The sequence below is a fragment of the Citromicrobium bathyomarinum genome (assembly GCA_001306305.2).
Classification (GTDB): domain Bacteria; phylum Pseudomonadota; class Alphaproteobacteria; order Sphingomonadales; family Sphingomonadaceae; genus Alteriqipengyuania; species Alteriqipengyuania bathyomarina.
In genome coordinates, this window is record CP155577.1 from 2,500,599 (window position 1) to 2,521,333 (window position 20,735).

The window sequence follows — 20,735 nt, forward strand, 5'->3', positions numbered from 1 at the left end:
AACTCCTTTCTAGCTCTTCACCACGACGAACTGTCGCATCATGCCTGCGTCCTCATGTTCGAGAATGTGGCAGTGATACATGTAAGGCAGGTCCGGATCGTTATGTTCCGCGAAGCGCAGGAGCACGCGCACCTGCTCGCGCGGATTGACGACGACCGTATCCTTGAATCCCGTTTCCAGCGGCGGCGGCGTGCGGCCGCCGCGATCGATCACGCGAAACTGCGCATTATGGATATGAAAGGGATGGGCCATCATCGAGGCATTGGCGATCTCCCAAATCTCCCACTGGTCGACGGGCACCCGCTGGTTGATGACATTCATGTCCATGTTGGCACCATTTATAGACATCCCGCCGCCCCTCATTCCCATATCGAGCACGAACCGCCGGGTTCGCACTGCAAGTGAAGGGTTGAGTGCTGGGAGCGCGGCAAGCTGCGGCGGAAGAATCCTTCGCGGCGAGGAGCCGGCGGGCCTGATATCGAGGGCGCGGAACGGCTCGTCCATCCGGGCATCGTCGCGCCGTCGGCCCATACCGCCTCCCATCATACCGCCGCCGTCGCCTCCCATCATGCCCATCGAATTGTCCGGACTGGTCGCCACAAGGCTGAGTGGGCGCCCTTCGGAAAGATCGACGAGGATCTGCACCCGCTCACCCGGTGCGAGCCTGAGCGAGCGGACCGCATGCGGGCGATCCAGCAAGCCGCTATCGCTCGCGATGAGCTCCATGGTCTGACCACCGGACAGCGAGAAATCGTAGAAGCGTGCGTTCGATCCATTGAGGATCCGCAAGCGTAACTGACCGGTCCGAGCGTCAAACACCGCGTTTTGCGTGCCATTGACGTAGATACGATCCCCGCTGTCCGCCGTCAGCACCAATGGCACAGATTTGAGGTTGTGATTTAAGGAGGATTTGGGCTTCGTCGTAGTGACGAAGGAACGAAGATGAAGCCCAAATCCTCCAATGCAAAATCGCCAGCCAAGGCTCCTGCGGCACAGGTGGTGAAGAACATCCGGCGCCAGACCCGCCGGCATTTCTCGGCCGAGGACAAGATCCGGATCGTGCTCGATGGCCTGCGCGGCGATGACAGCATTGCCGAGCTGTGCCGACGGGAAGGTATCGCGCAGAGCCTGTATTACACCTGGTCGAAGGAGTTCATGGAAGCCGGCAAGCGTCGCCTGGCGGGCGACACCGCCCGTGCCGCCACGACGGACGAAGTGAAGGGCCTGCGCCGCGAGGCGCGCGACCTGAAGGAATGCGTGGCCGATCTCACTATCGAGAACCGCCTGCTTAAAAAAGCATGATCGCGGATGGGGACGACGACGCATGAGATACCCAGCATCCGAGAAGCTCGAGATCATCAGGATCGTCGAGCAGTCGCACCTGCCTGCCAAACGCACGCTGGACGGGCTCGGCATCGCCCGCCGGACCTTCTACCGCTGGTATGACCGCTACCGCGAAGGCGGGCCGGAGGCGCTGGAGGATCGGCCATCGGCGCCGAGCCGGGTATGGAACCGGATCGAGGACGATATCCGCGGCCAGATCATCGAGATGGCGCTGGAGCAGACCGAGTTGTCACCGCGCGAACTGGCCGTGCGCTTCACCGACGAGAAGCGCTACTTCGTGTCGGAAGCCACGGTCTACCGCCTGCTCAAGGCCCACGATCTGATCACCAGCCCGGCCTATGTTGTGATCAAGGCGGCCGAGGCGTTCCACACGCAGACCACACGCCCGAACGAGATGTGGCAGACCGATTTTACCTACTTCAAAATCATCGAGTGGGGCTGGATGTATCTGTCGACCGTGCTCGACGATTACTCCCGCTACATCATCGCCTGGCGCCTGTGCTCCACCATGTGCGCCAGCGACGTCACCGACTCGCTGGACCTCGCTCTTGCGGCTTCGGGCTGCGACAGCGCCACCGTGTTGCACAAGCCCAGGCTGCTCAGCGACAACGGTCCCAGTACATCGCGGGCGAGCTGGCGGAATATATCGAGGCCCAGAAGATGACCCATGTGCGCGGCGCCCCGTTCCATCCGCAAACCCAGGGCAAGATCGAACGTTGGCACCAGACCCTGAAAAACCGCATCCTTCTCGAAAACTACTTCCTGCCCGGCGATCTCGAGCAGGAGATCGAGGCGTTCGTCGAACATTACAATCACCGCCGCTACCACGAGAGCCTCGACAACGTGACACCCGCCGATACCTACCTCGGCAAGGCACCCGCCATCATCAAACAGCGCGAAAGGATCAAGCGACAGACCATCGAACATCGGCGCTTGCAGCACCGCAGGCTCGCCGCTTAATATCAACCCCAGAACGAGGCCCACACTCCGCTAATTTACGCAGCGATCTGCGCCAAATGTTCTGACGACGGACAGGATCAAGGTCAAGGTACGAATGAACTTCACCGGCCCGAGATAGTCGGGGGCGAGGCGATTGGCAAGTAACGAGCGATTGCGGACGGGGAACGATCAGATCGCCCCGTCCGCTTTAAGCGCGTAAAATAAATAGTCTTTTGCGACTAGCAGCATCCCGCCGAAGCTGGCTCCGAACTAGCTTCGGATACCTCGCGCACGAGGTCACCCGTTTCCTTCTCAGCTGCGCTTCTGGCGATATCGGCCTGCGCAACGATGCCGCAGCATTTGCCTTCGTCATCGATCACCGGAAGCCGCCGAACCTGATTGTCTTCCATCTTGGTGCAGCATTCGTCGACGCTTGCATCGGCGGTGACAGTAACAGGTGATGATGTCATCACCTCCTCAACGCGTTGGTCGGAGGAATTGCCTTTGGCAACACAGCGGCAGGCGATGTCCCTGTCGGTCACCACGCCCACCAACGCACCGGAATCATCGACAACGGGGATTTCGCCGCAATCATTATCGACCATCAATGAAGCTGCCTCTTGCACGGTGCTCGATGGACTGCAGCATGCGGGGTTAGCTGTCATTACATCTTGGGCTTTCATGGCTTATCTCCTCATTCGTAATCGAGCTTTCAATGGTGGAAACGAGGCATTCCGAGTGTTAGTTCCGCGCATGTCGGCCACCTGTGGGGCGTAGAAGCTATCCCGTTCTGAGATTTCTGTCCGGCGTCGCCTCTTATAGCGGAGGCTTGGGTTCCGACTGCATCAGCAATGTAGATAACCAAGGGTTCGCAGCCGGATGTCAAACGCGTCGCAAATATAACCAACTTGGCCGGTTATCTGCCAATTTCGTCGCCCTTGCGGTGCTCGGTACCCTCTTCGTCATGGCGATCCTTATGCGCATCTCGCAAAATGTCGATGCCGCCGTAAAGCGCGATACCCGCAACGGCGACGCCCACGACAAGATCGGGCCAGTTCGCGCCGGTAAGCATGACGATGATGCCCGCAATGATGATCCCACCGTTAGAGATGAAATCGTTGAAGCTAAAGGTCGTGGCAGCGCGTAAATTGACGTCCTTCTTTTTCATGTTCTGGAGCATTCGCAGGCAAACCAAATTCACCACACCTGCCACCGCCGCCATCACCATCATCATCACACCGCCGGGATCAGAGCCTTCGAGGAAGCGCCGAATGGCATCGGCGATGACGCCGCCAGCGAAGATGAGGAGCATGATACCGGAAAAGCGCGCGGCGCCGCGCTTCCAGGTTCGAGAACGGGTTAACGCCAGCAGGCTTAATAAATAGACGATCGCGTCTGACGAATTGTCCAGGCCATTTGCAAGCAATGCGTTGGAATCAGCGAAATAGCCGACAACGAAAAAACCTATAGCGATCGCCACATTGAGCCAGAGGACAATCCAAAGCGTATGCCGCCTATCGTCTGTGTCGAGCTCAAGTTCTGCATCGCCGCTCATGTGATACTTCCTCCACTGCGACACCAAGCTTTGGCAGCGACCGGCATGGACCGGCTCATAAGACTGTTGTGGTCGAAACTTCGAGAATTTGCGTGGGCTCGAAGTCTGAACGACGGCTTGTCTTCTGCAATTTTCAACATTTGACATCTCCAACTCATTCCGGTCATGTCACATCTTTTAATTCCCGCCGCTCTTCGCGCGTTACGTTGCGTCGCAAACGGTCCCACCATTTCTCGCGCCAGCTGCGCTCGTCATCCGAACGGTGCAGGACGAGACGTGCGATTGCAGGCAGAACGAACAGAGTCAGCGCAGTTGCGGTAATCAGTCCGCCTATAACCACCGTAGCCAATGGACGCTGCACTTCCGCGCCTGTTCCGGTGGCGATCGCCATCGGCACGAAGCCGAGCGAGGCCACCAGTGCGGTCATCAGCACCGGTCGCAGACGCGCAAGCGCGCCATCGGCGATGGCTTCATCCAGCGGCATCCCCTTTTCCAGACGCTGGCGGATGGCGGTCATCATGACGAGGCCATTGAGCACCGCCACGCCCGACAGGGCGATGAAGCCGACCGCGGCCGACACCGAAAACGGCATGCCTCTCAAAGCCAGTGCGAAGACGCCGCCAGCGAGGGCCATGGGTATGGCGCTGAATACCGCAAGCGCCGGAACCCAGCCGCCGAGCGCCATGAACAGGAGGAGCAGAACGAGGGCGAAGCAGACAGGGACAACTATAGCTAACCGTGCCTGTGCTTCTTGCAGGTTTTGATACTGGCCACCCCATTCGATGAAAGATGCGGGCGGCAGATCAACTTGGGCCGCGACACCGGCCTGTGCTTCCTCAACAAACGACCCGAGGTCACGTTCGCGCACATTGGCTGATACGATCACGAGCCGACGCCCTTGTTCGCGGCGGACCTCTGCGAGGCCGTCGACCACCTGAAAATCGGCCAGCGTGCGCAGCGGAACGGTGACACCGTTTTCAAGGACGATCGGGAGAGCCCCGAGCTGGTCGAAATCGTTTCGGGTGGCATCTTGCAACCGCACAACGACGTCGAACCGGCGATCGCCTTCGAACACGAGGCCCGCAGGCCGTCCCCCAAGCGCGATCGCCACCGATTGGGCCACCTCCTCGACAGTCAGTCCGTATCGCGCGATGGTCGGGCGATCAAAAGCGATGTCGAGCGTGGGAAAGCCGCTAACCTGTTGAACGCGAACGTCTGCCGCACCCTCGACATCACGCATAACATCGGCGACATCATCGGCTGCGGTGGTCAATTGCGCCAAATCGTTTCCATAAATCTTGACGGCAAGGTCGCTGCGGCTTCCTGCAATCAATTCGTTGAAGCGCATTTCGATAGGTTGGGTAAATTCGTACAGGTTGCCGATCAGCCCTTCCAGATCCTCCTCAATCTCTGAGATAAGCTCTTCTTTGTTCTTGGAGGGGTCTGGCCATTCGTCCCGCGGACGAAGCATGACGAAGGCATCGGAGATATTCGGGGGCATGGGGTCGCTCGCCACTTCTGCGGTACCGGTTTTCGAGAAAACCAGTTCAACTTCGGGAAAACGAACAAGCCGATCTTCAAGCCGTCTTTGCATCTCGACCGAGCGTTCGATGGGAGTCGAAGGAATGCGTATCGATTGGACCAGAAGATCCCTCTCGTCGAGCTGCGGCGTAAACTCGCTACCGAGAAACCCAAACGTGACAGCCGCGACCGCGAAGATCCCGACCCCGGTGCCAATAACCGGCCAGGGCCGCGCAATAGCCTTGCGAACTGCTGGGCCATAACGCTCCTTCGACCAGCGAATGGGCTTGACCTCCTTTTCGGTAAGCTTCTTGTTGAGCAGCACCGCGATCATCGCAGGGACGAAGGTCAGCGACAGCACGAAGGCCGAAGCCAGTGCGAGCATCATCGTGATCGCCATAGGCGAGAACGTCTTGCCCTCGATCCCGGTAAAAGTGAGCAGCGGCGCGAAGACGAGGAAGATGATCGCCTGTCCATAAACGGTCGGTTTGATCATTTCCTGCGCTGCCAGACGCGTCTCGGTCAGCCGCTCGCCCAACGTGAGCAAGCGTCCCTCGCGATGCTGTCGCGCCGCGAGCCGCGCGACGCTGTTCTCGACTATAATGACAGCACCGTCGACGATCAGCCCGAAGTCCAGCGCCCCAAGGCTCATCAGATTGCCCGAAACACCGAGCCGGTTCATCCCCACCGCCGCCATCAGCATCGACACGGGAATAACCAGAGCTGTGATGATCGCTGCTCGAATATTGCCAAGCATTAGGAACAGCACTGCAATCACCAGCAGCGCGCCTTCGAGCAGGTTTCTCTCGACCGTTGCGATGGTCGCATCGACAAGAGACGAACGGTTGTAGACGATCTCGGCCTCTACCCCTGCAGGAAGCGAGGCGCGGACTTCGTCAAGCCGTTCAGCCGCCTCGGCCGATACCGTGCGGCTGTTCTCGCCGCTGCGCATCAAAACCGTTCCGACCACAGCTTCTTCGCCGTTCAGCGAGGCGGCGCCTGTTCGCAGATCGCCGCCGATTTCGACATCGGCGACATCGCCAATACGGATAGGCACACCTTCGCGGGTAGCGATGACGGCTTGTTCAATATCCGCGATCCCGCCGAGCCGTGCATCGACCCTTACGAGCAGAGCCTCGTCTGCGCGACTGACGAAGTTGGCACCTGCCGCCAGATTCGCCGCTTCGAGAGCATCGATCAGCGAGTCGAAAGAGAGGCCGTAACCTGTCAAACGGGCCGGATCGGGCTGAACCAGAAATTGCTTTTCGAAGCCTCCGATCGAGTCGACCCCGGCCACTCCGTTGACGGAGCGCATCAACGGTGCGACGACCCAATCCTGCACTGTGCGCAAATAAGCCGCCTTGGCCACTTCGCTTTCGAGGCGGTCGCCACGTTCGGTGATAAAGCTGCCATCGGACTGCCAGCCTGTCCGGCCGCCAGTGGTCGCACCCTTGCCGCCGGGATGCTCATACTCGATCGTATACATCAGCACTTCGCCAAGCCCGGTGGAAATCGGGCCCATCGTGGGCTCCGCGCCCTCGGGCAGCGAAGCTCCGATCGGCGCGAGACGCTCGTTTACCTGCTGGCGGGCGAAATAAAGGTCGGTCCCCTCCTCGAAGATCGCGGTGACTTGGCTGAAACCGTTGCGCGAGATCGAGCGGGTCATTTCCAGCCCCTCGATCCCGGCAAGACCGGTTTCGATCGGAAAGGTCACCTGCGTCTCCACCTGTGAGGGCGAAAGCGCGGGCGCACTGGTATTGATCTGGACCTGCGTGTTGGTGATGTCCGGCACCGCGTCGATCGGCAGGCGCAGCAAATTGAACGCGCCGTAGATCGCGGCGAACACCGTCAGGATGATGATCGCCCACCGGAAGCGCACGGCGACATCAAGAACCATCCCGATCAGGCCGTGGCGTTGGCTACCCTCACTCGAAGGCGTCGATACATGATCAGTCGTCATCTTCGACGTTCTCCTTTCCGAGTTCAGACTTCAACAGGAAGGCGTTATCGGTCGCGATTCGCTGCCCGGCGGTGAGGCCAGACAGGATCGTCACCATTCCGGCGGACCGGCTGCCGACTTCGACTTCTCGCGCCTGGAACCCACGCTGCGTTCGCACGAAGACGACATCGCGGCCTTCGAGCACCTGCACGGCATCTTCGGGAACTGCGATGCGGCTCCGGTCCACTTCGCCCGAAGGACGAATGCGCGCCTGGAGGAAAGAACCAGGCTGAAGGCCGGGAACAGCGCGCGTCAGACCGAGTACAGCGGTGGCACTGCGGCTTTCGAGATCGAGCGATGGTGTGACCGAGCGCACACGTGCACCAATCTCGCGGCCATCGCCGACGATCAGCGCCGCCTCGTCGCCAGGCTGGATGCGCGCGGCGTCTTCTGAAGGCAACGCCACCTCAATCTGGAGACCGTTCGGGTTGACGACGCGGTAAAGCTCCTCGCCGGCATCGACGAATGAGCCGAGCACGATGGGGGCAGCGGTGACGCGGCCCGAAAGTGGACTCGTCACCGCGAGCGAACGTCCATCGCCGCTTACACCTGCTGCCGCGACAGCAGCCTGTGCACGGTTCAGTTCGGAACGCGCGACGTCCAGATTGGCGCGGGCGGCTTCGAGATCCTGGCGCGCTGTTACATTCGCATCGAACAGGCGCCGCTCGCGTTCATAGGCAGCCGAAAGCTCGGTTACCCGGGCACGGGCAACGCTAAGCTGCGAAGCGAGAGCCGCGGCATCGGCGCTTTCTATACGTGCGACGGTCTCGCCTTGACGGACATAATCGCCAAGCGTCTTGCCAACGCTGCGAACAACACCAGATGCGCGCGCATCGATCCGGGCGCTAGCGGTCGGGCTCGCTGCGACGGTCGCGGGGAATACCAGTTCAACTGCCGCACCGGTTTGCACTGCGGCTACCTCGATTTCGGCCGCGCGAATCTGTTCTTCTCCGATCAGGATCAAGCCTTCTGGCAATTCGGCTTCAGCCGCTTCCTCGTCGGCATGAGTGTCAACCTGGCCATCTGGCCAGAGCATCAGCAACAGTGCTGCCGCAAGAAGGGCGATTCCGGCGATGATCGCCAATTTTCTACGGGTCATCTGAAAATTCCTCATTGTGCTGCAAGCCTGATAAGCTCGGCGGCAGCCTGTCCCCGGTCTTCCTGCGCGGCGATCAAAGCCTCGCGGATGGCATCGCGCGCTTCTGCCGCGCTCAACACCTCGATCAGCGGGAAGCGACCGTTGCGGTATCCGATGCGGACGAGCCGCAGCGCCTCCTCGGCCTGCGGAAGTGAGGTTGTTGAAAGTGTTTCAACGCGCGTTTCGGCGGCGAGATATTGCGCTCGCGCGCGGGCCACCGATTGTTCGAAGTCGGCCAGGGCCACCGCCTCGCGAGCATTGGCTGCACGTAACCTAGCTTGGGCAGCGGCAATATTGCCCTGGTTGCGATCGCGAAAAGGAAGCGGAATTGAAACGCCAACAAGGAACGCGTGGTCGTTACTTTCCTCGAAGCGCCGAACACCGGCCGAAACGACTGGGTCGGGGATGCGCAAACTGCGCTCGCGCTCGATTTCGGCGGCCGCCGCCGTGCTTTCTGCACGCGCCACCTGCAATTGCAGACCTGTCGTCGAGATCAGCACCGTCACTGGCGGCTCAATATCGGGAAAATCGCCAGGCACGAGTGGTGGCGTTCCTTGCTCGCCCCATAACGAGGCAAGCGCCGTGCGTGCCGCTACGCTGGCCGCTTGCGCCGCCTGAAGTTCCGCTCTCGCTTCCGCGAGGGCAGCCTCCGCGCGCAAGGCACGCAGCGGTGGTTCGCGGCCCACCTCGACCAACACACCGGCTATGCGCGCAAGTTCTTGGTTACGCTCTACCACGTCGCGGGCGAGGTCGACACGCGAAGCTGCAGCAGCCGCCGCAACATAACGCTCGCGAACGAGGAAGCCGAGCTCGGCATCGGCAAGCTCGGCTCGCAAGCCCGCCAGCTGCGCCTCTGCCTGGGCAGCCCCGACACGTGCGCCGCGCTTGCCGCCCAGCTCGATCCGCTGCCCTACCGCAAGCGTGTACTCGGTCGCTCTCAGCCCGGAAAAGGCACCGCTGCCAGCAAACTCCTCGACCTCGAGAGAGACTTCAGGGTTGGGCTGAAGTCGGGCCTGCTCCACGAGCAAACGCGCGGCCTCGGCGTCCGCCCGAGGACCGACGATGCGTGGATTTAACTCCGCTTCCGTGGTTTCGCTAACTACGCCTGTCCGGGTCAACGCGTCTTCCAGCGATAGAAGCTCTTGCCCATGTGCGACCATGGGCGTGGCAATCGCGGCGATGGAGAGCCCTGCAATCAAGGCGCCCCGCCAACTTGTGGCTGACATTTTTGAATATTTCCTCTGCTGATGATCCGGTGTGCGCTGCGTGGGACAGCGCGATTCAACCTGTCAGCTTCGAGGAGGGCGTTGGGGCAGACCGTGCGCCTCGCCGGCTATTTTCACGTCTGGGAAAGAGGTAGTAACGATGACGGCTTCGCCGAACGCTTGACCATGACTATCGGATACCAATGCTGCGAACAGGTGGTGGCAATGCCCATGCGCACAGCCCTGGAGCTGCGGACCATCTTGCTCAGACCCGTCACTGGTATCCGCATCAATCGTTTCGTTCGCATAGATTGCCGAAGACATTTCATCGCCGCATTGAGCGGCTTCCACCACCGGCGACACCATCAGCGCCGCCACCGCCAAAACAGCGGCGACGATTCTAACGGAAATCAATCCATGCAGCTCAAACATCTTGGCGCCTCAAGCGAACCTAAATCGGATTCGGATTTTCAAATAACCCCTCCAGCGACTGTAGGGGCAAGCGGTTTTTCGCGCCCTCGTACCTCAGTGGGTTCTCAATGCAGCGAAATGGATTGCCGGAGCGGATGGATTCCGGCGGTGTTTCGCCCCCTTCATAGCTTCTGATCGCACCGCCGCGGCACTCAGGGAGCTGAGAACGCACGGCTTCGGGTTCTTTTCTTCGCGGGCACAAAACTGGGGCGGGATTGAGAGAGCGTCTCAATGATCTTGCAGTCCGACAAGTCGCCGCCTTTGCAAGACACCACTACGTTTTCCAGCTCTGCACGCAGTGCTTCAAGATGGGTGAGGCGCTCTTCGATACTAAGTAGATGTCGTTTCGCAATATCACTCGCCTTATCGCACTTTCCATTAGGCGTGTTCTTCAGTTCCAGGAGAGAGCGTGCTTCCTCGATGGAAAAGCCCAGTTTGCGCGCCTGCCGGATGAAGGCCAGTCGTTTAACATCCCGCTCCGTATAGGTTCGCTGGCCCGCTGCCGTACGTTCGGGTTCAGGCATCAGTCCGATGTCCTCGTAAAACCTGATCGTATTGACCTTGGTCCCGGTGGCCTTTGCCAAACCTCCGATAAGCATGAATCTACTCCTTAGACACTTAACATCGCGAAACATTCGCGATTGCAGCTTGCCTCTACAGCCACTGGAGGTGCTAGCTAGTGTCCCATGTTGGAAAATGAAACATCGGATTGTGGCTGCACCGGCGATACGCAAAGAGCAGGTGTGGACCCGGCCTATCGCCGCGCGCTCTGGATAGTGGTCGTGCTCAATTTGGGATTCGGTATTGTCGAGGCCTTCGGCGGATTTCTGGCGGACAGCCAGGCGCTCAAGGCTGACGCCCTCGACTTCATCGGCGATGGATCGATCACGCTGATCGGCATCCTGGCACTTGCGTGGAGTGCCCGCACGCGCGCGCGGGTCGCGCTGGCACAGGGCCTGTTTCTGGGCGCGCTGGGTCTTGGAGTGATCGGTCTGGCGGTCTGGCGCTCGCTTAACGCGGTCGCGCCTGAAGCCAGCTTGATGGGCGGGATCGCGGTCGCGGCCTTGATAGTCAACATCGCGGCGGCGCTTGTGCTCATGCGGTTTCGCGAAGGCGACGCACATGTATCCGCGATCTGGCTTTTCAGCCGCAATGACGCGATCGCCAATGTCGGAGTGATCATCGCTGCTGCCCTAGTCGCCTGGACCGGACAAGCTTGGCCCGATCTGCTGGTCGCGGCGGTGATCGCCCTGATCTTCCTGCATTCGGCTTACCTCATTGTAAAGCGCGCGACCGAGGAACTTCGCGCGCAGCATGCTCCTGCACAAGGAAAGGCCGCCTCCAAATGACGCTACGTGCTTTTGCGGTCCAATTGATCGCTTTCCTGTCGATCGCAGTCGCAATGCCCGCTTCTGCAGGCACGCATGGCGCGGTTCAGACGACCTGGCGCCTGCTAGATTACATCGCCGTGGATTACACTGAGGCCGTCAGCGACGGTGAAGTCACGAACGAGCTGGAATATGCCGAAATGCAGGAATTTTCTGCCTCGGTAGCCAAACGCATGGCTGCTCTGCCCGCAAACGCGCAACGTGCCCAACTGGTTGCGGACGCAGAGGCTCTCGTCGAGTCAATCTCGGCGAAGGTGGAGCCTGCTGTCGTCGCGCGCGACGCGCGCAGATTGGCAAGCGAGCTGATCGCGGCGTTTCCCGTTCCGCTTGCGCCCGAGGCGGCACCCGACCTCGCGCGAGGTGCCGCACTGTACGCCCAGAACTGCGCAAGCTGTCATGGCCCAAGCGGTGGCGGCGACGGCCCTGCCGCAGAGGGACTCGATCCCCCGCCAATCGCTTTTGACGACGTCATCCGTGCCCGCGAGCGCAGCGCTTTCGCGCTCTATCAGGTCATCGGACAAGGGCTGGAAGGAACGGCCATGCCGGGCTTTTCCGATCTCCCGGCGGAAGATCGCTGGAGCCTTGCCTATTATTCAGGGTCGATCGCATTTGAGAATGTAGAGCGCGGCAGACGGATCTGGAACGACGATCCGAAAATCCGGGCGCGTATTCCTGACCTCGCCGCTCTATCCGGCCTTACCCCGGCAGCCCTTGGCGAGGCGATCGGCACCGAGCGTGCCGATGCCGTTATGGCCTATTTGCGGGCTCATCCCGAAGCCGTGGCCAGCGATACGACCGGCTCACTCGCTTTGGCACGCGAACGCTTGCAGCAAAGTCTTGCCGCTTACGAAGCGGGTAATAAGGCCGAAGCGCGCGAACTCGCGCTCTCGGCCTATCTCGATGGCTTCGAACCTTTGGAAGCCGTTTTAAGCACGCGCGATGCAGACCTGCTCGCATCTGTCGAAACCGGCATGGCCGAGCTTCGAGCGGCAATAGGTCGCGGGGATCCGGTGGCCGCCGTCGCCCAAAGGGTGAATGCGCTCGACGTTCTTTTCTACCACGCCGAGACGGTTCTCGCCCCGGACAATGCCAGTGAGGCCTCGGCATTCGCAGGAGCCTTTGCGATCCTGTTGCGCGAAGGGCTCGAGGCGTTGCTGATCGTGATCGCGATGATCGCGTTCCTGCGCAAGGCCGAGAGAACCGAAGTTCTGCCCTTCGTCCATGGCGGATGGCTGTCGGCCCTTGTCGCCGGTGGCCTGACTTGGGTGGCAGCGACTTACCTGATCGGCATAAGTGGGGCAGGTCGCGAGCTGGTAGAGGGGTTCGGGTCGCTTTTTGCCGCTCTCGTACTGTTGTCGGTTGGCATTTGGATGCACGGCAAATCGCAGGCCGGCGAATGGCAACGCTATATCCAGAAGACCATGCAGCACGCTCTGTCGCGCAGGTCCGCATGGTTTCTGTTCGGGCTGGCGTTCCTCGTGGTTTACCGGGAGGTCTTCGAGACGATCCTGTTCTTCGCAGCGCTCTGGACCCAGGGTCATGCCGACGCAATTTTTGTCGGCGCCGCCTCCGCAATCGTGTTGCTGGCGCTGATCGCCTGGGCGATGCTGCGCTACAGTCGGCGACTGCCGATCGGAACCTTCTTCGCCTACAGCTCGATCCTGATCGGCATTCTTGCCGTCGTTCTGGCCGGGAAGGGCATCTCGGGCCTCCAGGAAGCCGGACTTTTGGGGATCACCCCGCTTCCGAATCTGCCCCGCGTTCCGATCCTAGGCATTGCACCGGCACTTGAACCGGTAGCCGGGCAAATCATTACGCTCGCCCTCATTGCTCTGGGGTACTGGCGCAACAGAAGGAAAGGCATGCAAGTCCGGACACCGCAAGCCGAGGCCGGTTGACGGCGCTCCGGGCAACGGGAAGCAATATGATCGACAGACGTTCCATTCTTGGCGGTTCGGTGCTCGGCGCAGGTGCATTCGGAATAGCCGCATTTACCGGGCGCGATCTGTTGACCGGCCGGAATGCGACGCTTGCTTCAGCAACGGCGCGCTCGCAACTTCGCATTCCTCCTCTTTATTCGGGCGAGCGAAAAAGCGGCGAGAGGGTTTTCGATCTCAATCTACGCCACGGCGTCTCGCGATTTTTTGAAGGGATCGAAACGCCGACCATCGGCGGGGTCCCAACGGAGCAAAAGATGAGTTCCACCTCGCCGCCGCAGCCCAGAACCTCCGAAAACTGGCCAAAGTGCGGCCCATCCCGGGCCTCGCCACCGCCTGAGAGAGGCAGCGACCTCACTCGCCCTCGATCCAGAACCTTCCCGCGCAGCCATCGGCGACTTTTTCAACGGAATAAGCCCAAATTCTGACATGAAAAAGGCGGTCCGTCCCAATTGGGACGGACCGCCCACCGAGCGACCTCGACCTGTCAGGAGGGTCAGGCAGCCTGCTCGGCAATTTCGTCTGTCGCATCGTCGCTGACTGCCTCGTCGACTTCGACACCAATCGGCGCGACCTCCTGAGCAGCAGTGAACAGCATGATCGCAGGAACCCAGGCTTGCGCCCGCTCCTTGACCTCGGCCTCGCCGATGAAGTTGCCTGAGAAGATGCGCTCGGCTGCGCTCGCAAGCTCAGCCTTCTTCGAAGCAGCGTATCGGCTGACCAGCTCCGGACCACCCGCAGCATCGAGCGCTTCGAGCGTGCGAGCCTTGGCCACGCGGTCGAAATAGTTTGCCGCGGTGGGACGCCACCAATGCGCGGTTTCGATTTCCAGAAGTGCCCCGAGCGCTTCGTGCATGGGCACCGAACGATCGCCTTCGCAGGCTAGGCTGGCGACGAGCGTGCGCGAGACGACATGACCAAGCCAGGCCGAACGCGCCTCATCGGAAAGCGACTGGAACCTGGCAAACCGCTCGACGTCGGTCTCGCCCGAGCGCCAGCTTTCGTCGAGCGAACCAGCGAACTCGGCCAGAGCAGCGCTCGCCGGTGCATCCTTGGCCTCAAACCCGGCAACCGGTCCAGACGCGATGGAGCCGACAAGCGTCGATGCCTTTCTGGCGCGCCAGTCGTGCCCATCGGCATCCGCGAGCGTGAAGACCATGAAGTCGAGCGCCAGTGCCGGATCGTTGGCGAGATGGATGGCCAGGATGTCGCGGCGCTGCATCGCGAGCTCGTCAAGCAGGCGCTGGGACAGCGAGCTGCCCTTGGGCTTCGCCACTCCGCTTTCCTCGATGGCTTCGATAGCGCCATCGTCGTCGGTGATGACCTCGGTCTCGGTATAGAACTGCGGGACCAATGTCGGCTCGCCATTGCGCGAGAGGACGAGGAAGGCACCAGCCTCGGATTTCAGTTCGTCGGCGAGTACCGGCGGCCGATCATTGAGCGCGCGCATGGCGCGATCGATGACGACGAGTTCCTGTTCGGCCTTGGCGACCTCGTCCTCCTCGCTGTCTTCGTCTTCGAGCACGGCGGCAACGCGGTCGTAGTCGGCCTCGAGCTCACCGAGCTCCTGCGCTTCCTGCTCGGTCATCGGCGCAGGCTCGCAGGGCAAGCGACCGAGACCTTCAACAAGGTCGTGGCTGACGTAGTTGCCAAGCGTCGGCCGGACCCAGGCAAGGCCATATTCGATCGCGGTCTTTTCTGCCGCCTCTTCCATGGCCTTGTGCGCGAGGTCCTCGAGCAGCGCGATATCGATCCAGCTCTCGCTGGCATCATCGTCGAACAGTTCGCGCTCAATCCGGCCACCTGCGGCGAGGTAGGCATCGCGTCCGACGAGAACAGCTCGCGGATCGGAACCGCGCACCGTGGCATCGAGCACCATACGGCGAATCGTATCGGGCGTGATCTGGTACCAGGCGTCCTGCAACTCGGCATAAACATGCGCCTGGCGCTCAACGTCGGAGATCGCGCCGTAGGCCTTGGCCATGTCGAGCGTGATCGTGCCATCGGCGAGCGCTTCGAAGACGCAGGGTGCGAGAGCGGCCAGGCGCAAACGTCCTTCGACGAACCGGACAGTGAGGCCAAAGCGGCGCGCCACGTCTTCGGTGGTGGCCCCCGCCTCGATGATGGAAGCGAAGGCCTGCGCTTCGTCGGCCGGATTCATCGCAAGGCGCTGAAAGTTCTCGGCGAGGCTCGCTTCCCTTACTTCGCTTTCTTCGCCTTCGATAACTAGGCAAGTGACCTCGTGGTTCTCGGGAAGCGTGCCTTCTCCGGCCAGCGCCTGGAGCTGAGCCAGACGGCGACCGCCGGCCTCGACTTCGAATTTGCCGCGCTTTCCTTTGCGTACGACCAGGTTTTGCAACAGGCCGCGCGCAGCAATGTCTGCCCGCAGCTGGAGGTCGGCCAGCACGTCGCTCGACTTGCGAACGTTGCGCGGGCTCGCAGCGAGCTTCTTCAAGGAAATAGACTGGATCATGGAAATTCTCCTGATGGATTGAGGAACCAGGCGATGTTGCAAGGCCCGACCAGCCAAAGGCACCCTCCCCTCTCATCAAATCGATCTGGCGCGGATTTTTGCAGTTGCGAAAGCTTATGCTGCATTGCATCATTGGATCGTGTTGCAAGCCGAAGATCCAGAAGAGAATGTTCTCGTTCGCGCCATTGCCTACAGGCGACGGATTAGCGTTATGTATAATCGCGAGCGGTTGAAGCTGGACCCGCATCTCCTTTACTTCAGGGGCGAAGATGCTTTCATGCTCGCATTGAACCCCGAAAAGCCGGTCTCGCGCGATCAAGGTCCAAGGCTAGGCCAATTCAAACTGGCCGGGCTCAGCGAAGTCACCCTGGAGCCCGCGAACTTCACTCCGTTAGCCGGCTTCGACGGGCAGGCACCGCGACGTGACGATTCAGTCATCATTACAGCTATCGATTCTGAGCGATCAGTTCAGCGCCAGGCCTGAAAGCACCGACGAAGCTCTCGACACCGGAACAAACAGCCGGGTGCGATAGCGGATGATCTCAGTGAAGCAGCCCTTGCCCTTGTACCAGTCGAGTCGATCGGGCGAGAACCCGGTAAGCTCAAGGCGCTGTTCGCCCCCGACCAGCGAGCGTTTCACCGTGAGTGGATCGTGGCTTGCAAGGCCCAACGGCTTGCCGCTGGCGAGGACGAGGTCGCCGAGCTGCTTTGCGGCTGGTCCGGTAATCCCGGAAAGGCCAAAGGTCTCGGCGATCGCAGCGAGATCGATATCGAGCACTTCGCGACCGATGATCGACTGGCCGTCCTCGGCAACAAGCCGGGTGACGCGGACATGATCGCCAGGCAGGCGCTTCCAGACCGGAAGCAGCAGCCCGGTGGCGAGATGGACGCGCTCGGTCACCGGCGACTTGGAGGCCTCCTCTTCCTCGATGCGCCAGGCGCTGGTGAACGCAGTGACGCCAATTTCTTCCCAGTGGCTTTCAGCAAGCGCCTCAAGCGTCCAGTTCGCGGACTTGAGCGGTCGCAGCAGGCGCCGACGTTCGATCACGGCCCCGTCGTCAGCGATTAGGCGCCGGGCAGGAACCGACAGCGCGACCTTGCCCGAGCGTGCGTTGCGCATCGGGATCGCGTGCGTGCTTCCAATCTCGTGCATCCGCACCAGGCGCTGCAAGCGCAGAGGCCGAAGGTGCCTCGACACTTCGAGCGAGACGAGCCGGGTTTCGGCTCCGGTCACGGGATCGGTGCGCAGGAGTTCATCGGCAAGGACCGCGAAGTGATCGACCCTGACGGTCTCAAGGCCGACTTCAAGCGTTCCGGCTTCACGTGCAGCTTCGATCCGCGCTTCGACGAGGCCAAGGTATTCATCGAATATGGCGTTCTGGAGCGCGATCGGTAGCGCGAGAATGCGGTTGAGCCAGCGCTGGATGGTGGGGAGATTGTCGGTCAGCCCCCCATCGGGGTTTTCGAGCCGGAGGCCGGTGCGCTCGACGAAGTTGCCAAAGGTGGTGGCTTCAAGCTTGCCGTCATAGAGCAGCTGGAACCAGCGGCTGAGCGCGTCGCGCGCATAGTCGCTTTCAAGATTGTCGGCCGGGTCGAACAGGTTCTGTCCGCCCGTCTGGCGCTGGCCGCGCGTAAGCGCGCCCAAAGCGTCGAGCCTTCGCGCAATAGTCGAGATGAACCGGCGCTCGCCCTTCACATCTGTGGTGACCGGGCGGAACAGAGGGGCCGAGGCCTGATTGGTGCGGTTCGTGCGCCCAAGACCCTGGATGGCGTTGTCGGCGCGCCATCCCGGTTCAAGCAGGAAGTGAATCCGGCGCTGCTGGTTCCTGGCGCCCAAGTCGGCATGGTAGGAACGCCCCGTGCCGCCTGCATCGGAGAAGACCAGGATGCGCTTGGTCCCTTCCATGAAGCTTTGGGCTTCGGCGACATTGGCGCTGGGGCTACGCCGTTCGAGGCGCTGCTCACCATCGCGGCCCAGGACAAGCCTGCGGGTCCGGCCCGTGACTTCGGCCACGGCGTCGGTTCCGAAATGTTCGATAATCGCATCGAGCGCAGTGGCGATGGGCGGCAGTGCGCAAAGCTGTTCGATCAGCGCATCGCGCGCAGCAATGGCGCGCGGGCAGAAAACGGGATTGCCCTCTCCGTCGCTCATCGCCTCGGAGCGAAGATTGCCGTCCTCGTCGGCGAAGACCTGCATCAATCGTACCGGGAAGCTCTTCGTAAGGTAGTCGATGACGTATTCACGCGGGGACAGATCGATATCGAGAGCTTCGCGTTCCTCTTCGGAAAGGTCGGCGAGGCGCCGGTCGAGCATGGCCTCAGCGGTCGAGACCAGCTGCACGACAACCGAATGGTCTTCGCCAAGCGCTGCTTCCATCGCCGGAATCAGGCTCGGCAGTTTCATCGAAAGCAGGAGCTGGGCAAAGAAGCGCTGCTTGGTGCCTTCGAAGATCGAGAGCGCCGCAGCCTTGGCATTGCGGTTGAGCGTGTCGCCGCTGTCCTCGTCGATCACGCGTGTTGCTTCGAGCGCTGCTTCGAGATTGCGGTGAATGATCGCCCAGGCATCAGCATAGGCATCATAGATTTTTTTCTGCGCTTCGGTCAGGCTGTGTTCGAGGATCTCGTACTCGACCCCGGCGAAGGACAGCGCACGGGCAAGATAGAGGCCCTGGGCTTTAAGATCGCGGGCGACGAGTTCCATCGCCGCGACGCCGCCAGCGCGGATCTCGGTCATGAATGCCTCGTGGGTGGGAAAAGCGGTCTCGGGTCCCCAAAGGCCTAGCCGGGCGGTGTAACCGAGGTTGGCAATGTCCGAGGCGCCGGTGGCCGAAGCATAGAGCACGCGGGCGCGCGGGAGACAGTTCTGTAGCCGGAGGCCCGCCCTACCCTGTTCGGAGCCCTTGACCTTGCCGCGGGTTGAAGAGCCCCCGAGGGCATTGGCCATGGCATGGGCTTCGTCGAAAGCGATCACGCCGTCGAAATCCTCGCCCGCCCAGGCAAGGATCTGGTCGAGCCGCGTATCCTCGGCGCGCCCCGACCGCAGCGTCGGATAGGTGACGAAGAGAATGCCTTCGGACATCGTCACAGGGTGGCCAAGTTTCCAGCGCGAGAGTGGCTGGAGATCGAGCGGCAGCCCGCCCAGCGCTTCCCAGTCGCGGCGCGCATCTTCGAGCAGCGCCTCGTTCTTGGTGATCCAGACATGGCGGCGTTCGCCTGCGAGCCAGCGGTCCATGATGACCGCGGCGATCTGCCGTCCCTTGCCCGCTCCGGTCCCGTCGCCAAGGAAGAAGCCTTGGCGGTATTCGTGACCATCTTCGGATAGTTCCAGCGCGGTGCCTTCCTGACTGACTTTGAACTGGCCCGGCAGGTTGCGCGCGAATGCCTGCGCAGCGTAGACCAGTGTCTCGCACTGCGCTTCGGACAGAAGGCGGTCGGCCTGCCAACCTGCGGGAAGGCGCGGGCTAACGTCCGGCTGAGGCGCCGCGACCGAACCCATGGCGACCGATTCCACGAGCGGGGTGGGATGAACCGGCGCGCCTTCGAAAGCGATGCGGCTTGGCCGGTAAGGTAGGTAGATGCCTTTCTGTTCGGGCACAGGCGCGGAGTCGGCCAATACCGAATAGGCAAGCGTGGTCGCTCTTGCTGTGGCTGCTGGTCTCGCTGCGAAAGGCGCCACCGGCCGGATCGGCGTGCGTTGGGTCGAAGTCTTGCCAAGGAGGCGCACTGGCTTGCCGACTGGCAGGTGATGGAGGCTGGCGGGTATCTTCGCCCTTGGCGGAAGCTCGGAGACAAGCTCGTGGAGCGCGATCAGGTCGCAGGTATCTCCGGTGATCGCGAGCGAGGACGCAGTCTGCACCTTGTCGATCACGACCAGGCGAACGGCGATACCCGTCCCGGTGCGGCGAAACACCTGCTGCAGGCGAACATCGAGGAGCAGCGATGCTTCGTCCTGTCCCTTGGCGAACGTGGAGGCGTCGAAGCCTTCAGGCATAATGGCGACGATCCTCGCCCCACTGGCAGCGGCCCGGATCGCACCACGGAGGTGACGCATGGCAGTTTCGCCGTCCTTGCCGCGTTCCTGGCTGCGGGCGAACGGCGGGTTCATCAGCACGGCCGACGGAACAGGACCGCTAAGCAGGTCGGCGATCAGTTCCCCGTCATGCGCGGTGATCGCGGTCGAAGGGAAGATGTGGCTTAGACCGTCTCGTCTTGCCGGGTCGATCTCGTTGAGGATCAGCGAAGCGTTCTGAACGCTGCCCCACAGCGCAAGGGCACCATTGCCTGCGGACGGTTCGAGTAGGGTGCCTTGCGCAGAGACAGCTGCGGCCTTCGCCATCAGCCACGCCAGCATTGGCGGGCTCGAGAATTGTTGGAGCTCGACCTGTGCTTCGCTGCGAACGTGCCGTGGCGGCAAGGCTGCTTCGAGCCAGTCGAACCGCGCTTCGGCTTCGTGTACATTCGTCGCCAGATCGATCCGTGAGGACTCTCGAAGCCAGAGTAGTGCGCCGATCTCGACCGCGCTGTTGTAGTCGTCGATAGTCCAGGCACCTCCCCAATCCAGAACACCGGTCTCTTCGGCGAACAGCCCGGAAATGTCGGTACGGGTAAGATGACGTCCCGAAGCAAGAAGCGCGGCAACTCGGGTGCCAATGGCATAGGCCAAGGGCATGGACGGCAACTGCTCGCCGGCGGGAAACAGGTCTGATTGAAACATGGCAATTCGTCCTCCTGATGAGGGCATCGGGACGGGCCCTCTGCCGGATCA

14 protein-coding genes and 1 pseudogene are annotated in these 20,735 nt (G+C 61.4%); 5 read left to right on the forward strand and 10 right to left on the reverse strand.

Annotation, left to right across the window (positions count from 1 at the left end; translation table 11 throughout):
- Positions 1–9: 9 nt before the first annotated feature.
- A complete protein-coding gene (locus tag VO57_012540; GenBank protein XBL68958.1) occupies positions 10–882 on the reverse strand; it encodes a multicopper oxidase domain-containing protein in 873 nt (290 codons plus the stop codon).
- 60 nt (positions 883–942) lie between these two features.
- On the opposite strand from VO57_012540, the pseudogene VO57_012545 reads away from it, so the two are divergent.
- Positions 943–2,304 (forward strand): annotated as a pseudogene (locus tag VO57_012545) (IS3 family transposase).
- Positions 2,305–2,522: 218 nt separating this feature from the next.
- On the opposite strand, the gene VO57_012550 reads toward VO57_012545, so the two are convergent.
- From VO57_012550 to VO57_012580, 7 genes are all read right to left on the reverse strand, one after another.
- Entirely contained in the window at positions 2,523–2,966 is a 444-nt protein-coding gene (locus tag VO57_012550) for a CBS domain-containing protein (GenBank protein ID XBL68959.1), read from the reverse strand.
- Between the two features lie 233 nt (positions 2,967–3,199).
- Positions 3,200–3,838, reverse strand: a complete 639-nt coding sequence (locus VO57_012555; protein XBL68960.1) for a cation diffusion facilitator family transporter — start codon at positions 3,836–3,838, stop codon at positions 3,200–3,202.
- Between the two features lie 163 nt (positions 3,839–4,001).
- Positions 4,002–7,265, reverse strand: a complete 3,264-nt coding sequence (locus VO57_012560; protein XBL71336.1) for a CusA/CzcA family heavy metal efflux RND transporter — start codon at positions 7,263–7,265, stop codon at positions 4,002–4,004.
- 43 nt (positions 7,266–7,308) lie between these two features.
- The gene (locus VO57_012565) at positions 7,309–8,457 is read right to left on the reverse strand and encodes an efflux RND transporter periplasmic adaptor subunit (GenBank protein XBL68961.1); all 1,149 of its coding nucleotides are present in this window, start codon (positions 8,455–8,457) and stop codon (positions 7,309–7,311) included.
- Between the two features lie 11 nt (positions 8,458–8,468).
- Positions 8,469–9,722: a TolC family protein gene (locus VO57_012570; GenBank protein ID XBL68962.1), complete on the reverse strand. Its 1,254-nt coding sequence runs from the start codon at positions 9,720–9,722 to the stop codon at positions 8,469–8,471.
- 63 nt (positions 9,723–9,785) lie between these two features.
- Positions 9,786–10,133, reverse strand: coding sequence for a hypothetical protein (locus VO57_012575; protein ID XBL68963.1), 348 nt, complete (start codon positions 10,131–10,133; stop codon positions 9,786–9,788).
- A 191-nt stretch (positions 10,134–10,324) separates the two neighbouring features.
- Positions 10,325–10,771, reverse strand: a complete 447-nt coding sequence (locus tag VO57_012580) for a helix-turn-helix domain-containing protein (protein XBL68964.1) — start codon at positions 10,769–10,771, stop codon at positions 10,325–10,327.
- 87 nt (positions 10,772–10,858) lie between these two features.
- On the opposite strand from VO57_012580, the gene VO57_012585 reads away from it, so the two are divergent.
- Genes VO57_012585 through VO57_012595 form a run of 3 tightly spaced genes read left to right on the forward strand, consistent with a single transcriptional unit; the run spans position 10,859 to position 13,925 of the window.
- Complete coding sequence (locus tag VO57_012585) at positions 10,859–11,521, forward strand: cation transporter (GenBank protein XBL68965.1); 663 nt, start codon at positions 10,859–10,861, stop codon at positions 11,519–11,521.
- Positions 11,518–13,458, forward strand: coding sequence for a cytochrome c/FTR1 family iron permease (locus VO57_012590; protein XBL68966.1), 1,941 nt, complete (start codon positions 11,518–11,520; stop codon positions 13,456–13,458). The genes VO57_012585 and VO57_012590 overlap by 4 nt, the downstream gene beginning before the upstream one ends.
- 26 nt (positions 13,459–13,484) lie before the next feature.
- Positions 13,485–13,925 (forward strand): hypothetical protein, encoded by a 441-nt coding sequence (locus VO57_012595; protein ID XBL68967.1) that lies wholly within the window; start codon positions 13,485–13,487, stop codon positions 13,923–13,925.
- 68 nt (positions 13,926–13,993) lie between these two features.
- On the opposite strand, the gene VO57_012600 is transcribed toward VO57_012595, so the two are convergent.
- Positions 13,994–15,970, reverse strand: a complete 1,977-nt coding sequence (locus VO57_012600; GenBank protein XBL68968.1) for a ParB/RepB/Spo0J family partition protein — start codon at positions 15,968–15,970, stop codon at positions 13,994–13,996.
- A 139-nt stretch (positions 15,971–16,109) separates the two neighbouring features.
- On the opposite strand from VO57_012600, the gene VO57_012605 reads away from it, so the two are divergent.
- Positions 16,110–16,454, forward strand: coding sequence for a hypothetical protein (locus VO57_012605; protein XBL68969.1), 345 nt, complete (start codon positions 16,110–16,112; stop codon positions 16,452–16,454).
- Here VO57_012605 and VO57_012610 read toward each other — a convergent pair.
- Positions 16,434–20,684 carry a strawberry notch-like NTP hydrolase domain-containing protein gene (locus VO57_012610; GenBank protein XBL68970.1) on the reverse strand — a complete coding sequence of 1,417 codons (4,251 nt, stop codon included), beginning with the start codon at positions 20,682–20,684 and terminating at the stop codon, positions 16,434–16,436. The genes VO57_012605 and VO57_012610 overlap by 21 nt on opposite strands.
- Between the last annotated feature and the right edge of the window lie 51 nt (positions 20,685–20,735).

Coding starts and splice junctions, on each gene's coding strand:
- VO57_012550 (XBL68959.1), bottom strand. CDS start 2,966: ATGAAAGCCCAAGATGTAATGACAGCTAACCCCGCATGCTGCAGTCCA.
- VO57_012555 (XBL68960.1), bottom strand. CDS start 3,838: ATGAGCGGCGATGCAGAACTTGAGCTCGACACAGACGATAGGCGGCAT.
- VO57_012565 (XBL68961.1), bottom strand. CDS start 8,457: ATGACCCGTAGAAAATTGGCGATCATCGCCGGAATCGCCCTTCTTGCG.
- VO57_012570 (XBL68962.1), bottom strand. CDS start 9,722: ATGTCAGCCACAAGTTGGCGGGGCGCCTTGATTGCAGGGCTCTCCATC.
- VO57_012575 (XBL68963.1), bottom strand. CDS start 10,133: ATGTTTGAGCTGCATGGATTGATTTCCGTTAGAATCGTCGCCGCTGTT.
- VO57_012580 (XBL68964.1), bottom strand. CDS start 10,771: ATGCTTATCGGAGGTTTGGCAAAGGCCACCGGGACCAAGGTCAATACG.
- VO57_012585 (XBL68965.1), top strand. CDS start 10,859: ATGTTGGAAAATGAAACATCGGATTGTGGCTGCACCGGCGATACGCAA.
- VO57_012590 (XBL68966.1), top strand. CDS start 11,518: ATGACGCTACGTGCTTTTGCGGTCCAATTGATCGCTTTCCTGTCGATC.
- VO57_012595 (XBL68967.1), top strand. CDS start 13,485: ATGATCGACAGACGTTCCATTCTTGGCGGTTCGGTGCTCGGCGCAGGT.
- VO57_012600 (XBL68968.1), bottom strand. CDS start 15,970: ATGATCCAGTCTATTTCCTTGAAGAAGCTCGCTGCGAGCCCGCGCAAC.
- VO57_012610 (XBL68970.1), bottom strand. CDS start 20,684: ATGTTTCAATCAGACCTGTTTCCCGCCGGCGAGCAGTTGCCGTCCATG.